Raw genomic sequence first — 14,103 nt, 5'->3', positions numbered from 1 at the left:
AACCACGCAATGATTGTCATTGAGGACTTAAAGGTCAGTAACATGTCTAAATCGGCAAAAGGTGCGACAGAACGGCCTGGACGGAACGTAAAAGCTAAATCTGGTTTAAACCGCTCAATACTGGAGCAGGGCTGGTATGAAATGCGCCGTCAGCTTGAGTACAAGCAGCTCTGGCGAGGTGGTCAGGTAGTGGCAATACCACCGGCCTACACCAGTCAGAAGTGCGCTTGCTGTGGTCATACAGCAAAGGAAAACCGCCAGTCACAAAGTCAATTCGAGTGCCTTGAATGTGGATATACAGCGAATGCTGATATCAACGGGGCACGTAACATTTTAGCGGCAGGACATGCCGTGCTTGCCTGTGGAGGGAGGGTGCAGTCAGACCGCCCGTCGAAGCAGGAACCCGCCGAGGTGATTCAGACATCAGTCTGAACGCAGTAGGGCTCCACGTCCTTTAGGGCGTGGAGGATGTCAACTGGCCTGTAATAACGATTATGGGTGAGCAATAAACCCAATAGCCTCATAAACCTTATCTAAGGTTGTTTGAGCGCGCGCTTTTGCCTTATCGGCACCTTCTTTCATGATTTTATTTAATAGTGCTTCATCATTACGGAAGGTGTTAAAGCGTTCTTGAATATTTGTCAGCATATCTGATACAGCCTCAGCAACCGCGCCTTTTAGATGACCGTACATTTTGCCTTCAAATTCAGCTTCGAGTTCAGGGATAGTTTTACCTGTTACACCCGCTAAAATATCTAATAAGTTAGAGACACCGGCTTTGTTTTCTAGATCATACGCAACGCGAGGTGGCTCTTCTGAGTCTGTAACAGCACGTTTTATTTTTTTCGCCGCCGCTTTGGGATCTTCAAGTAAAGCGATAACATTATTGCGGTTATCATCAGATTTAGACATTTTCTTAGCGGGATCTTGTAATGCCATCACGCGTGCGCCACCTTTTGGAATAAAAGGATCGGGTACGGTGAAAATGTCCCCATAGATGGCATTAAAGCGTTGGGCAATATCACGGCTTAATTCAAGATGTTGTTTTTGGTCAATGCCAACCGGTACTTGGTTGGTTTGATAAAGGAGGATATCGGCTGCCATTAAGACGGGATAATCAAATAATCCTGCATTGATATTTTCAGCATGACGAGCTGATTTATCTTTAAATTGGGTCATACGGCTTAATTCACCAAAGTAGGTGTAGCAGTTTAGCGCCCAGCCTAATTGTGCATGTTGTGGAACATGAGATTGTACAAAGATTGTGCTCTTTTCAGGATCAATGCCACAAGCGAGATAAAGAGCCAGTGTATCTAAGGTTCTTTTTCGCAGTTCGGTAGGATCTTGGCGTACAGTGATGGCATGTTGGTCAACGATACAGTAAATGCAATCGTAGTCATCTTGCATTTGTACCCACTGACGTAGTGCTCCCATATAGTTCCCGATAGTTAACTCACCAGAAGGTTGTGCACCACTGAATACAATAGGCTTTTGAGCCTTTTTTTCTACTGAAGTCGTCATGTTAGTTCTGTTCCACTGTTGTCATTGACGTAATATCAAGGATAGAGAGCAAATCAGCAAAATCGTCGAGTATAAAATCGGGTTTGCTATCTGCAATGGGTTCACCGTAGTTATAACCATAAGTTAACCCCACACAAGGGCACTGTGCTGCTTGTGCGGCGATAATATCGTTACGGGAATCTCCGACAAAAAGAAGCTCTTCTTTTTTAACACCAAACGTGCCCATTGTTAAATATAATGGCGCTGGATGGGGTTTTTTTTGTTTTACATCATCACCACCAAGCACCAATGAGAAGTCGTTGTCTATACCTAATTGCTTTAACAGTGGTTGGATAAAAGGAGTGGGTTTATTCGTCACTATGCCTAAGGAGAGAGAATACGAAGCAAGTTTTTCTAGTGTCTCTTTAACGTGTGGAAATAGATTGCTTCCTGTTTTGACAGAGTTTGCATAGCACTCATCAAAGAGATCACGTACCTCTTTTAATAAAGTATCGGTGACATCTTTAACACCACAATGGTGCAGGGCGCGCTTTAATAGCATATCAACACCATTACCAACCCAAATGGTGACATGGTGTTTATCCACTGTTGGGAAGCCTTTTGCTTTTAGTGCATAGTTTGTGGCTTCTGTTAGCCCAACAGCGCTGTCAGTTAGTGTACCATCAAGATCAAAAGCGATAGCACGAATACCTTTGAGTTTTTTTTCTGTCATTTCGATACCTTATCTAATTCTCGGCGCATATTGTCGATAACCTGTTTATAATCTGGCTGATTGAAAATAGCAGAGCCAGCAACAAACATATCCGCACCTGCTTGAGCAATTTCGGCAATATTATCAACTTTGACACCGCCATCAATTTCTAAACGAATGTCATAGCCACCATCATCAATCATCTTGCGAACTTGACGTAATTTATCGAGTGTCTTTGGTATAAATGATTGACCACCGAAGCCAGGGTTTACTGACATCAGAAGAATAAGATCTAATTTATCCATTACATAATCGAGATAGTTGAGAGGCGTGGCAGGATTAAGGACTAAACCTGCTTTACAGCCACAATCTTTGATTAATTGAATAGTGCGATCAACATGCTCACTGGCTTCGGCATGAAATGAAATATAGGTTGCTCCTGCTTGTGCAAAATCAGGAATAATACGATCAACCGGTTTTACCATTAAGTGGACATCAATAGGTGCTGTGATCCCGTAGTTGCGTAGCGCTTTACAAATTGGTGCACCGAACGTTAAGTTAGGGACATAGTGATTATCCATTACATCAAAATGAACCACATCAGCACCTGCAGCGAGCACTTTCTCCGTATCTTCACCAAGGCGGGCGAAATCTGCAGATAAAATAGAAGGGGCAATCAGAAAATCTTTCATCGCGTTCTCCTGACAACACTCCCATTGTCGGGAAGTGTTAACGATTATTTATATAAGGCTAGTAATTCGTTCACTTTGCTACGACCTAGTGTGTTGCTACTAATTGTTCTTCTGACTTTCACACTATGTAGCTCTTTCGCGTCTACATACCACTCTTTTGTTAACGCAGTTTCATGATTTGATATTAACACGGGTATCTGTCTCTCGTAAGCCAACATTGAGGCAAGTTGAGCTAGATGCTGTTGTTCTTGGAAACTAAAGCTATTTGTATGGTATGAGGTAAAATTTGCCGTCGGTGATAACGGTGCATAAGGTGGATCACAGTATACAACAGAACCTTTGGTGGCATTTGTCATGGTTGATGAATAGCTTTGGCAGACAAATAAGGCTTTTTGCGCTTTTTCTGAAAACCAAATCAATTCGTCTTCTGGAAAATAAGGTTTTTTGTAGCGACCAAAAGGAACATTATATTCACCTTTGGAGTTGTAACGGCATAATCCATTGTAGCAATGACGGTTTAAGTAGAGAAAAAGCACACTGCGTTGGTATGGATCTGTTGATTGATTAAAGTCTTGTCGTAGTTGATAAAACTCTTCTGCATTATTCATCTGAGGGGTGAATAATAGTTGAGCATCCTTCATAAATTTTTCAGGATATAGTTTTACCGTATTATAGAGATGGATGAGATCGCTATTTATATCGGCAAGAATATATGAATCATATTCTGTATTTAAAAATACAGAGCCAGCACCCATAAAAGGTTCAATTAAACAGTTACCTTGAGGTAGATGACGCTTAATGTCATCTACCAAAGGGTATTTACCACCAGCCCATTTTAGGAATGCGCGTTTTTTTTTCATGCCGTCCAAATTTCTCAATCGTTTCAGAGTCGCCGATTGTACTCTGTTTCAGACAGCATATCAGCGGTGAACATCGTTAACTTATTTTTTTAGATCCTGATGAACATGTTTCATAGGTCTAACCCAAGGTTTTTTAGCTTGCACAGCCGCCGGTAATGAAGCCACGGCCTGTTTTGCTTCGCTTATATTACGATAGTTACCATAGATGAGTACATACCAAGGATTACCATTACGCTGGGTTTTATAAATAGCGTAGTTTCCATTAAGATTTTTTTTAGCGAAAGCCTCTAACGTATCTTGGCGACTCGCACCACTTAGCTGCAAAGTATAATTTGTTGCAGGAATGGCTGCTAGGTTATTTGCTGATAAGGCTCCTGATGCAACGGGTTTTGTGGTTGGTTTTGCCACAGGCTTAGTCTGTGTGGTTGCAGGAGGTGTTACCGGCTTGGTTGGTGTAGGTTTGACCTCTGGTTTTTGTGTTGGTGCCGGTTGTGGTTTGGTCACCGGAGTTTGTGGCGTTGTCGGTTGGTTTTGTGTATTTTGCTGTTGTTGATTAACAGCTTGGTTAACACCTGCTTGTTGTTGATTGAGTGAATCAACAATATCTCCTGGGATCTCAACACGTTGACCTTGAGAGTCAATCATTGGGGGGAGATTTTGAGATGGCTGCGTTGTAGGCTGCTGTATTTGTTGGCCCGTCAGCTCCTGAGGTGTGGATGTTTGATTGTCTGTTGATGTTACCGAAGGCTGAGACAGTTCAATATTCTTTTCTGTTCCTGTTGTTGAGGCCGTTGTTTCTTTATCACTGTCTGGTGATTTCAGCGCAGAGCTTATCGCAATAATTAAAAGAATGAGAACCAGTACCCCAACACCTATCATCATCTGTTGACGGGATACAGAGAAACGAGCATTTTTTAATGGGTTATTACGAGGTCGATTAGTGCGACGTTCGGGTCTATCCGAAGTATCAGGTTTGAGTGAGTTATCGCCACTCTTAATTTCATTTTCAGGTTTGAACTCGTCCATTATGCCCTCCGTCAGAGCGTCAAAAAGCGAAAGTTAGCCATTACCTCTAGTATAAGGATGAAACGCTTTTTCTGAAACGTCACATTTGAGATTATTAACCAGAATTTTCCTTAAATAGACTTTCCAGTTTATCTCTCGTTAGGTGATGGTATGCTTAATTTGCATTAATGCATGATGTTATCGCTTTATACACTTGTTCGCGAGAGATATCCGCACGTAGTTCTGATTGACCGACACCTTTTGGTAATACAAGGTGCAATTTACCCGCGGAAACTTTTTTATCTCGCATCATATGAGGTAAATAGTCTTCAGGTTGCATCTCATCAGGGCCATTGACGGGAAGATTTGCTTTTTTAAGTAATTGGATCACTCGCTGAGTTTCTGCTTGAGTAAATTGACCCAAATCTTGTGCGGTTTTAGCCGCCATAACCATACCCGCAGCGACAGCTTCACCATGTAGCCACACACCATATCCCATATGTGCTTCAATTGCGTGACCATAAGTATGACCTAAATTAAGTAAAGCTCGTAGACCACTCGTCTCTTTTTCGTCTGCTGCGACTACTTGTGCCTTAAGTTCACAGCAACGGCGAATACAGTAAGCCATGGCTTTAGGTTCAAGCGCTATCAGTTTATCAATATTGTTTTCAAGCCAGATAAAGAAGTCTTTATCTAAAATAATGCCATATTTAATCACCTCCGCTAAGCCTGATGACAACTCACGAGGAGGAAGCGTTGCAAGACAATCGAGATCGATAACAACAGATGCCGGCTGATAGAAAGCACCAATCATATTCTTACCCAGTGGATGGTTAACTGCTGTTTTTCCACCGACAGAAGAATCGACCTGTGATAATAACGTAGTAGGAACTTGAATAAAACGTACACCACGTTGATAACTTGCAGCCGCAAAGCCTGTTAAGTCACCAATAACACCACCCCCTAGTGCGAGCAGTGTTGTATCTCGATTGTGATTTTTTTCTAATAATGCAGTAAAGACATCATTCATTACCGTTAGGGATTTATACTGTTCCCCATCAGGTAAAATCACGCTATCAACCAAAACACCTTGTTGTTCTAAGGTGTTTGTTACCTTGTCTAGATAGAGCGGCGCAAGTGTCACATTTGTGACAATCATCACTTGTTGCCCTTTTTTTAAAGGTAAAAAGGTTTCAGGCTGGTGAAAAAGGCCAGAAGCAATGGTAATGGGATAGCTTCTTTCACCTAAAGTCACAGTGATTTTTTCCATAGCAACGGCCTTCTTCAAGTAGTCTTTACTTTCATCTCATCTAAAGAATTTATTAGTTTTTCTCTAATAATTCAATAATTTGATTTGCAACGATTTTTGCACTCTGATCATCAGTATGAATGGTGATATCAGCAATCTCTTCGTAAAGAGGATTACGCTCTTCTGCGAGGGTTTCCAGTACATCACGTACGGGTTCAACACCTTGCAATAAAGGACGTTTTTTATCTCGCTGAGTACGAGCAAGTTGTTTTTCAATGTTGGTTTCTAAATAAACAACAACACCGCGTGCTGATAGTCGGTTACGGGTTTCTCTTGATTTCACCGAACCACCACCTGTTGCCAGTACAATGCCTTGCTTTTCAGTAAGTTCGTTGATTATTTTTTCTTCACGTTGACGGAAGCCTTCTTCGCCTTCTACATCAAATACCCAACCTACATCTGCACCTGTACGTCGCTCAATTTCCTGATCGGAATCATAAAATTCCATACTAAGTTGTTGAGCTAACTGACGACCAATAGTGCTTTTGCCGGCACCCATAGGCCCAACCAGAAAGATATTACGTTTCTCTGCCATGTTTTTGGTATTACTAAGATATTCGTTAATGATAACCCGCCCCGCCAAATTCATTCAGCGACGGGACCTAAACTGAAATTTATGAGTGTTTATTTCATTCACGCCTGATAACGTGTGTATCTACTCTCATATTAAAACTGAGTTTTTTCAGTAGAACGCTATTAAATAACCACGTGTTGTCGCAAGCGACAACACAGGATAAAAATCCCTTTGCCTACAGTACATAACAAGATATGACCTATAAAAATTATATTATCTTTGTTGGCAATGCGGAGATTCTAACACAATTTAGCCGGAAAACCGCATCTGATCACTTTGTCTTTTCTGTCATCAGTTGATCAATATTACATATAAAAAGCCCTACCTCCAAGAAAGAGGAAGTGCATAAAATGTATCCGTATTATCGTTGTGATGTTTCAGGCCCACTCAATTAGCTAACCCTTGTAAGCTAAATCGTCCTCAGCGTCAAATCTATAAATAGAGATTATAAGAAAAAACAATGAATAACTTACAGTTTTATCTTGGTGGAAATAAGGTAATTGTTTGTATTATAATAAAAAAATAAATCACACTAAGAAAATTAGATTAATTTGGGTGTAATAAAAATAACCAATTCATGACGACTATGTTGGTCACGCTTATGGCTAAAAAGTATCCCTAGTAATGGCAGTGAAGATAAAAAAGGAATTTTTGCTGCATGCTGTTGCTGCTTTTGTTGAAATATTCCTCCTAACATCAGAGTCTCACCATCATGAATAGTAACTTCTGTCATTATTTCTTGTTTATCTATTGAAAGGTGTTCACTACCTCCTTGTACTAAGGCAATACCTGGTGTGTTTTGACTAATTTTTAATAGCAATCTAATTTTATTGCTTCTTTGAATGATCGGCGTTACCTCCATCCCCAAAACAGCCTCTTTAAATTCAACTCGGATGGTGTCGTTATCTCTGCTGACATAGGGAATTTCGGTTCCTTGTTTGATAGATGCCGTTTTTTCATGTGCAGCCGTTAATCGAGGACTGGCAATGATGGCGAGTTGTTTCTCTTGTTCTAAGGCGCTTAGTTCTAATTCTAAAAGACGACTATTAATTCTGGCGATATTAAAGGCTATGTAATGTAAGGGGTTTTTTGTTTTTTGATGCAGTGCCAATGCGGCAAGAGAAGGTGCTGTGAGCGGTGCTGATGCTATGTTATGGGGTGTTGTAGTATTGTTTGATGTACCTTCTAAATTTGCCGATTTCATATTGAGTAATCCCCACTGCGTTCCTAACTCATTTAACGCATCCTGACTGCTACTGATGATATGTGCGGTAATATGCACCTGTTGCTGTGGTGTTTCTTTAATTTTTAACCAATCAGAAATTTCAGTATGTGCTTTTTCTGTATCAATAATGGATAAGCTATTTGAATCTTTATCTATGGCTATTCGTCCATGATCACTGAGTAATGAAATTCCATAGTTCGTTAACTGCTGTGCCACGGTGGTTACATCAGCATACTGTAGTGGGTAGATACGATGATGTAATGTGCTGTTTTGGTGTTGAAGAGTTTCACTATTATCTGTTTTATCAATGAAATGGTGAGTGTTATTACTATCAATAGGTTGTTCTGGATAAAAAGGATCTCTGGATTGAGCAAAACCAGCAAAGCACAAAATAGATAGTAGTAACAGCAAATAAAAAAAGACGCTTTTCATAATATTTTACTCTGACTTTTCTGACTTTAAAGGCGCTAGAACATTTGGGGTCGTTATGTCGACTAAATTCAATTCAACTGAGAGTAAATCAGGGGGGATAGGCGAAATGAGCAGTGCAGAAAGAGCGCAACCTGCTTGATGTAGATGCGCTAATAACGTTAGTAATTGTGAGTAAGAGAGTGAAAAACGTAGCTTAAAACTATTATCGACACTATGTTGCCAACTATGAGGTATCAAGTGATGGTTATCGATTATCTGTTGTAAACGCTGATAGGCTGAGCCTGTTTGTGGTGGAAGTTTATAGTCATTTTGTAACGTTTTTAATAAGGCTATAGCAGGAGACGAATGCAATATAGACTGCAGTTGTTGTATCTGCGTTTGGTGTTGGCTAATAAGCTGTTGTTGCGCGGTTATGTCCTGCTGATAGCCCGAAAAGCTGAATAAATAACATAACAAACTCACTATTATAGAAGGGGCTAAACTTAAGAGTGCCTTTTTCCAAAAAGGTAAAAGGGCGAAATAAATTACCCAATTAGTCTTTATTTTCATTGTTATCGACATCCTGTTCGCTATGCCTATGTTGAGATACTTGATATTGCCAACTCTGCCACTTACCAGAAAACCTTATTTTGCTGTAACGGGGATCTTGTTTGCTCTGTTGAAAAGAGGAGAGTGTTAATGATGTCAGGTTGGGGTGTTGGTTAACTTTAGATATAAAAGTAAGTGCCTGCTCACAAGGGAGCCGCACCTGAAGCGAAAATGTTGCATCATTTTCAGAAAACTGCGCGATATAACCTTCCGTAGGGAGCAGTGTTTCTAGTGCTTGAAAGAAAGCGAGGTAATTTAAATAGTGAAGCCAATGTTGATAATAATGCCAATAACGCTGTTGATATAAGCGGGTGACTTTCTGTTCATGTTGGTCATTGTGATATTGTTTTTGTAGTGAGTACTCACGTTTTTGATATTGTGATTGTAAAAGTGAGAGTGTTTTTACTTGTTGTACTAAATAATAAGCGTAGTAACCGCAAGCACTGAATGTAATAACAACGAGTATCATGCTCCAATAAAGCCACCGTTGTGCTTGATGTCGATATAAGGCTTGACGCCAAGGAAGAAAATTTATTTGATACATGCTGTCTCCCAAGGACGCAAAGCTAAACCAATGGCAATTAGAGGTAGCGTCTTTTTGGGCGGTATAGACATAAATAGCCGCTCTTTTTGGGTTGGCCAAATAGGCATTTGTTGGCGAAAGTATTCTGCATTGTCACCTGAGAAATAACATTGCTCCTGTGGCCAATGATGCTTGATGAGTAATTGCTGTAATTGTTTTTCTTGCTCTTGGTGGTCTTGATAAGAAAGAGTACCGTAATGGGGCATCTCTTTATCTGCACAAACCCAAAGCATTTGATTATTTTGACAAAAAATTAATATGCTGTGAGGCGATATGTTGAGATGTGTGGCAACATAACGCAACGCACAAGCTGGAATATCAATCGCAGTGATGGTTAAGTTTATTTTGGCGAATAAGGCAATATAAGTCTCTATCAGTGTCTTGTTATGTAAATGGATGGCGAGATGTTGGTTATGTTGCCGATAATCGAATTGTACCGCTTGTTTGGTGACTTGTTGATGAGATGTGGCTCGGAGTTGTGCTAATCGATAATAGGCTGCTGGTGTCAGGGAAATCAGGTTAGATAAAGCAATGGTATGATAACTTGCCAATGTATCGGGTAATGCCAGTGCAACACGGTTGATTGGCGGTAGAGATTGTTGCCATCGTTTTAAGATAGTTCTTAAATTTATATCATCTATATTATCATTAAGAGGTAAAGGGAATTGCCAAAATGCATTGATCTTCCATTGCTTATTCTGCTGAAATACTAAAACGGCATTGATATGATTGATATTAATTTCAATACCAATCTGATAATTATCTGTTTTCATAAATGATATCCATATCTATTGAATGTGTAATAGCCTATTTTCCAAGAGGCGTTACCTTTATACTACGCACTGTTTGTTTATAAACTGCCCAATTCACATTACATGGGAAATTTAAGGTGAAGTTCTTAAAATATTTTTTCATCTTCGTTTTTGCTTGCATAATTTTGGGAGCAGCCTCGATATATGGCATGTATAAATATGTCGAGCCTCAACTACCCGATGTCGCGACATTAAAAGATGTTCGTTTACAAACTCCTATGCAGGTCTTTAGCGCAGACGGAGAGTTAATGGCGCAATATGGCGAAAAACGTCGTTTGCCTCTTACCTTGCAGGAGATGCCTCCGCAATTAATTAATGCCTTTATTGCCACTGAAGATACGCGTTTTCGTGAACATCATGGTATTGACCCTATTGGCATCTCTCGTGCTGTTGTTGTTGCGTTAACATCGGGGCAAGCATCGCAAGGTGCCAGTACCATCACGCAACAATTAGCGCGTAATTTCTTCTTAACACCTGAGAAGAAATTAATGCGTAAAATCAAAGAAGCCTTTTTGGCTATCCGTATTGAGAAAGAGCTTACTAAAGATGAGATCTTGGCACTTTATCTCAATAAAATTTATCTAGGAAATCGCGCTTATGGTGTGGGTGCTGCTGCATATGTTTACTTTGGTAAAAGTGTGCATGATCTTAGCTTAAGTGAGATGGCTGTTATTGCAGGTTTACCTAAAGCCCCTTCGACACTAAACCCACTTTATTCGTATGATCGTGCCTTAAAACGCCGTAATTTAGTGTTACAACGCATGTTGGAAGAGAACTATATTACCCGCGAAGAGTATGACAGTGCTAAAGCTGAGCCTATTGTGGCTAAATATCACGCCCCACAAATTGATTTTTCAGCGCCTTATTTGACTGAAATGGTCAGAATGGAGATGTATCAGCGCTATGGCGAAAATGCCTATACGGATGGTTATAAAATTTACACTACAGTTATCCGCAAAGATCAATTAGCCGCTGAACAAGCGCTACGTAATAATGTTATTGATTATGATATGCGCCATGGCTATCGCGGTGCTCAAGAGGTGCTGTGGCATGCAGGGCAAACTCCTTGGGATGATAAAGCCATTAACGATAAGCTAAAGGGTATACAGACTTATGGCCCATTAATCCCCGCAGTGGTGTTATCCGCTGATGCTAAAGAAGCTCAGGTGGTATTAAAAAATGGCGATAAAATAACACTCGATTTAAAAGCGGTTCGTTGGGCGCGTAAATTTATTTCTGATACGGCTCAAGGGGCCACGCCGAGCAAAGTTGATGCTGTTGTACATGCTGGTGAGCAAATTTGGGTACGACAAAATAGTGAAAATGATTGGTTATTAGCACAGCTTCCTGAGGTTAATGCAGCTTTTGTCGCATTAGATCCACTTAATGGCGGTATTATTGCGCTGGTGGGAGGTTTTGATTTTGAATTGAGTAAGTTTAACCGCGTATCTCAATCGTTACGTCAAGTTGGTTCAAATATCAAACCTTTCTTATATGCGGCGGCATTAGATAAAGGGTTAACATTATCGACATTACTAAATGACTTACCTATTAGTCGTTGGGATGCAGGAGCTGGAACTGATTGGCGCCCTAAAAACTCACCACCTACTTACGCAGGGCCTATTCGTTTACGTCAAGGTTTAGGTCAATCTAAAAACGTAGTTATGGTGCGCGCTATGCGGGCGATGGGGGTTGATTACGCTGCAGATTATCTATTGCGTTTTGGTTTTCCTAATCAAAATATAGATAGAACAGAGTCATTAGCTTTAGGCTCACCTTCATTTACACCAATGCAAATGGCTCGAGGTTTTGCGGTAATGGCAAATGGTGGGTATCTCATTGAGCCATATTTTATTCAGCGTATTGAAAATGCTGATGGTGAAGTGATCTTTACTGCTGAGCCGAAAGTCGCTTGTCCTGAATGTACCGATATCCCCGTGATTTATGGTGATACTACGCGCTCTATTGCATTATCTGATGATTATATGGAAAACGTCGCACAATCTCAGCAAGCGCAACCGGTAGAAACGGCGCCTGATATTGAGTTAGAGCAAGCACCTCTTGCTGAAACAGTCAAAGAAAGCCCATATGCTCCTCATGTGATAAGTACGCCACTGGCGTTTCTAATGCATGATGCGTTAAGAACCAATCTCGTTGGTGAGCCGGGATGGTCTGGTACAGGATGGCGTGCATTGCGAGATTTAAAACGTCAAGATATCGGTGGTAAGACAGGAACGACCAATAGCTCTAAAGATGCTTGGTTCTCTGGATATGGTGCTAATATTGTGGCGACTGCATGGATTGGTTTTGATGATAGTAGTCGCAATTTAGGGCGAACTGCCGCAACGGGTGGTGAAGCGGGTGCCAAAACGGCACAACCTATTTGGAATGACTTTATGAAAGTTGCTTTAGAAGGTGTTCCGGTACAAATGATGCCGATGCCAAAAGGCGTTGTTGCTGTTCAAATCGATCGCAATACCGGTAAGTTGGCGGGAGATGGACCATCAATGAAAGAGTATTTTATTGAAGGCACTCAGCCAACAGAAAAAGCAAAAAGTGAAGTGGGTACACGGATCTTTGAGGATAATGGCGAATCTAACGAGCTATTTTGATTAATATAATAAACAAAAAGTTAGATTAAATAGCGATCTAACGAATAACTAAAGCGGGATAACAGATTGTTTTTCCCGCTTTTTGTTATCTAATAAATAGATATAGATACATCTCATCTTCCAACATGAAAATATTTCATGTTTTGTGTGTAAATCTATTTTGATCTCTCCACTCTTTCCCGTTATAAATAACTATCTAAACGTCTAGATGTCTAAATACATATTGGCATATAGTATAAGTATTCCCCTTGATAGCATAATAAAAACATTAAACTTAATAATAACAATAAGTTATAAATAAAAAGAGTGATATGGTCGATTATTGGAGAGAAGATGAGAAAATTATTATTAGTGGTGCTTTTGGCCTGTACTTCATTGGTTTTAACCGCTTGCTCACCAGATGAAGGTGATAAACCGTTAAAAGTGGCAATAAATACAGGGCCAGATCAGCAAATTTGGGATGAAGTTGTTAAGCTGGCAAAAGAAAAGCAGGGATTAGATATCAAGGTGATCACCTTTAATGACTACGTGTTACCTAATGAAGCTTTGCGTAATAATGATGTTGATGTGAATGCGTTCCAAACCGTACCCTACTACGAAGCTCAAAGCAAAGAGCGTGGTTATCAATTTGAAATCATAGGTAAAACGTTTATTTTTCCTATTGCAGCTTATTCAAATAAAATCAAAACCATAGAGGCGCTTCCTGATGGTGCTACCGTCGCCATTTCTAATGAAGCAACCACCCTAGGTCGTAGTTTATTATTACTGCAGGCTCAAGGATTGATTAAATTAAAAGATGGGGTGGGGTATTTACCAACGACACTTGATATTATTGAAAACCCTAAGAAACTTAAATTTGCAGAAATTGATACACCACAACTAACTCGTACGTTAAGTGATCCTAATATTTACCTTTCCATCATCAATAATAACTTCTCTTCACAAGTGGGATTATTAGCCAAACGAGATGGTTTATTTATGGAAAATACCGATTCTCCTTATGTTAATTTGATTGTTGCCAGAGCCATAGACAAAGATAACGAACGATTAAAAAAACTCGTCGCGGTTTTCCAAAGTGATGAAATTTTGCAAAAAGCGCAAGAAGTTTATAAAGGTGATGCGGTGAAAGCGTGGTAACGCGCTATTTTCTAATAAAAAGAGATGATAGATATCAAGGCCTCCCTATTTGGTGGCCTTAA

General features: G+C 40.2%; 14 protein-coding genes. 3 read left to right on the top strand and 11 right to left on the bottom strand.

The features are described 5' to 3' along the window. Positions 1 to 432, top strand: a 432-nt coding sequence (locus AACV00_RS05730; protein WP_202608908.1) for an RNA-guided endonuclease InsQ/TnpB family protein, incomplete at its 5' end; no start/stop codon positions are given. A gap of 60 nt (positions 433 to 492) precedes the next feature. On the opposite strand, the gene trpS is transcribed toward AACV00_RS05730, so the two are convergent. From trpS to AACV00_RS05675, 11 genes are all read right to left on the bottom strand, one after another. After that, positions 493 to 1,521 carry a tryptophan--tRNA ligase gene (gene trpS, locus AACV00_RS05725; RefSeq protein WP_004246627.1) on the bottom strand — a complete coding sequence of 343 codons (1,029 nt, stop codon included), beginning with the start codon at positions 1,519 to 1,521 and terminating at the stop codon, positions 493 to 495. Between the two features lies 1 nt (position 1,522). Next, complete coding sequence (locus tag AACV00_RS05720; protein ID WP_004249859.1) at positions 1,523 to 2,233, bottom strand: phosphoglycolate phosphatase; 711 nt, start codon at positions 2,231 to 2,233, stop codon at positions 1,523 to 1,525. Next, positions 2,230 to 2,904, bottom strand: coding sequence for a ribulose-phosphate 3-epimerase (rpe, locus tag AACV00_RS05715; RefSeq protein ID WP_004246629.1), 675 nt, complete (start codon positions 2,902 to 2,904; stop codon positions 2,230 to 2,232). Before rpe ends, AACV00_RS05720 begins: the two co-directional genes overlap by 4 nt. Before the next feature lie 44 nt (positions 2,905 to 2,948). Further along, a complete protein-coding gene (dam, locus tag AACV00_RS05710) occupies positions 2,949 to 3,764 on the bottom strand; it encodes an adenine-specific DNA-methyltransferase (RefSeq protein WP_004249858.1) in 816 nt (271 codons plus the stop codon). Between the two features lie 81 nt (positions 3,765 to 3,845). Continuing rightward, positions 3,846 to 4,790 carry an SPOR domain-containing protein gene (locus AACV00_RS05705; RefSeq protein WP_004246636.1) on the bottom strand — a complete coding sequence of 315 codons (945 nt, stop codon included), beginning with the start codon at positions 4,788 to 4,790 and terminating at the stop codon, positions 3,846 to 3,848. Between the two features lie 154 nt (positions 4,791 to 4,944). Continuing rightward, entirely contained in the window at positions 4,945 to 6,039 is a 1,095-nt protein-coding gene (gene aroB, locus AACV00_RS05700) for a 3-dehydroquinate synthase (protein WP_036895829.1), read from the bottom strand. Positions 6,040 to 6,091: 52 nt separating this feature from the next. Beyond that, the gene (aroK, locus tag AACV00_RS05695) at positions 6,092 to 6,613 is read right to left on the bottom strand and encodes a shikimate kinase AroK (protein WP_012368596.1); all 522 of its coding nucleotides are present in this window, start codon (positions 6,611 to 6,613) and stop codon (positions 6,092 to 6,094) included. A gap of 580 nt (positions 6,614 to 7,193) precedes the next feature. Then, positions 7,194 to 8,309: a secretin N-terminal domain-containing protein gene (locus tag AACV00_RS05690; protein WP_004246639.1), complete on the bottom strand. Its 1,116-nt coding sequence runs from the start codon at positions 8,307 to 8,309 to the stop codon at positions 7,194 to 7,196. Positions 8,310 to 8,315: 6 nt separating this feature from the next. Further along, positions 8,316 to 8,858 carry a hypothetical protein gene (locus AACV00_RS05685; protein ID WP_036895827.1) on the bottom strand — a complete coding sequence of 181 codons (543 nt, stop codon included), beginning with the start codon at positions 8,856 to 8,858 and terminating at the stop codon, positions 8,316 to 8,318. After that, entirely contained in the window at positions 8,842 to 9,441 is a 600-nt protein-coding gene (locus AACV00_RS05680) for a PilN domain-containing protein (protein WP_004249854.1), read from the bottom strand. Before AACV00_RS05680 ends, AACV00_RS05685 begins: the two co-directional genes overlap by 17 nt. Next, entirely contained in the window at positions 9,429 to 10,253 is an 825-nt protein-coding gene (locus tag AACV00_RS05675) for a hypothetical protein (RefSeq protein ID WP_036895825.1), read from the bottom strand. Before AACV00_RS05675 ends, AACV00_RS05680 begins: the two co-directional genes overlap by 13 nt. A gap of 116 nt (positions 10,254 to 10,369) precedes the next feature. On the opposite strand from AACV00_RS05675, the gene mrcA reads away from it, so the two are divergent. Together mrcA and AACV00_RS05665 are read left to right on the top strand one after the other, a co-directional pair. Next, positions 10,370 to 12,904: a peptidoglycan glycosyltransferase/peptidoglycan DD-transpeptidase MrcA gene (gene mrcA, locus AACV00_RS05670; RefSeq protein WP_017628606.1), complete on the top strand. Its 2,535-nt coding sequence runs from the start codon at positions 10,370 to 10,372 to the stop codon at positions 12,902 to 12,904. A 333-nt stretch (positions 12,905 to 13,237) separates the two neighbouring features. Further along, positions 13,238 to 14,041: a MetQ/NlpA family ABC transporter substrate-binding protein gene (locus AACV00_RS05665; protein WP_004249852.1), complete on the top strand. Its 804-nt coding sequence runs from the start codon at positions 13,238 to 13,240 to the stop codon at positions 14,039 to 14,041. Positions 14,042 to 14,103 lie beyond the last annotated feature (62 nt).

It is taken from the genome of Proteus sp. G3927 (assembly GCF_963894685.1).
In the GTDB taxonomy this organism is placed as follows: domain Bacteria; phylum Pseudomonadota; class Gammaproteobacteria; order Enterobacterales; family Enterobacteriaceae; genus Proteus; species Proteus mirabilis.
The sequence above is the reverse complement of the archived record's forward strand: the minus strand, read 5'-3'. Positions and strand labels throughout refer to the sequence as shown.

Coding starts and splice junctions, on each gene's coding strand:
- trpS (WP_004246627.1), bottom strand. CDS start 1,521: ATGACGACTTCAGTAGAAAAAAAGGCTCAAAAGCCTATTGTATTCAGT.
- AACV00_RS05720 (WP_004249859.1), bottom strand. CDS start 2,233: ATGACAGAAAAAAAACTCAAAGGTATTCGTGCTATCGCTTTTGATCTT.
- rpe (WP_004246629.1), bottom strand. CDS start 2,904: ATGAAAGATTTTCTGATTGCCCCTTCTATTTTATCTGCAGATTTCGCC.
- dam (WP_004249858.1), bottom strand. CDS start 3,764: ATGAAAAAAAAACGCGCATTCCTAAAATGGGCTGGTGGTAAATACCCT.
- AACV00_RS05705 (WP_004246636.1), bottom strand. CDS start 4,790: ATGGACGAGTTCAAACCTGAAAATGAAATTAAGAGTGGCGATAACTCA.
- aroB (WP_036895829.1), bottom strand. CDS start 6,039: ATGGAAAAAATCACTGTGACTTTAGGTGAAAGAAGCTATCCCATTACC.
- aroK (WP_012368596.1), bottom strand. CDS start 6,613: ATGGCAGAGAAACGTAATATCTTTCTGGTTGGGCCTATGGGTGCCGGC.
- AACV00_RS05690 (WP_004246639.1), bottom strand. CDS start 8,309: ATGAAAAGCGTCTTTTTTTATTTGCTGTTACTACTATCTATTTTGTGC.
- AACV00_RS05685 (WP_036895827.1), bottom strand. CDS start 8,858: ATGAAAATAAAGACTAATTGGGTAATTTATTTCGCCCTTTTACCTTTT.
- AACV00_RS05680 (WP_004249854.1), bottom strand. CDS start 9,441: ATGTATCAAATAAATTTTCTTCCTTGGCGTCAAGCCTTATATCGACAT.
- AACV00_RS05675 (WP_036895825.1), bottom strand. CDS start 10,253: ATGAAAACAGATAATTATCAGATTGGTATTGAAATTAATATCAATCAT.
- AACV00_RS05665 (WP_004249852.1), top strand. CDS start 13,238: ATGAGAAAATTATTATTAGTGGTGCTTTTGGCCTGTACTTCATTGGTT.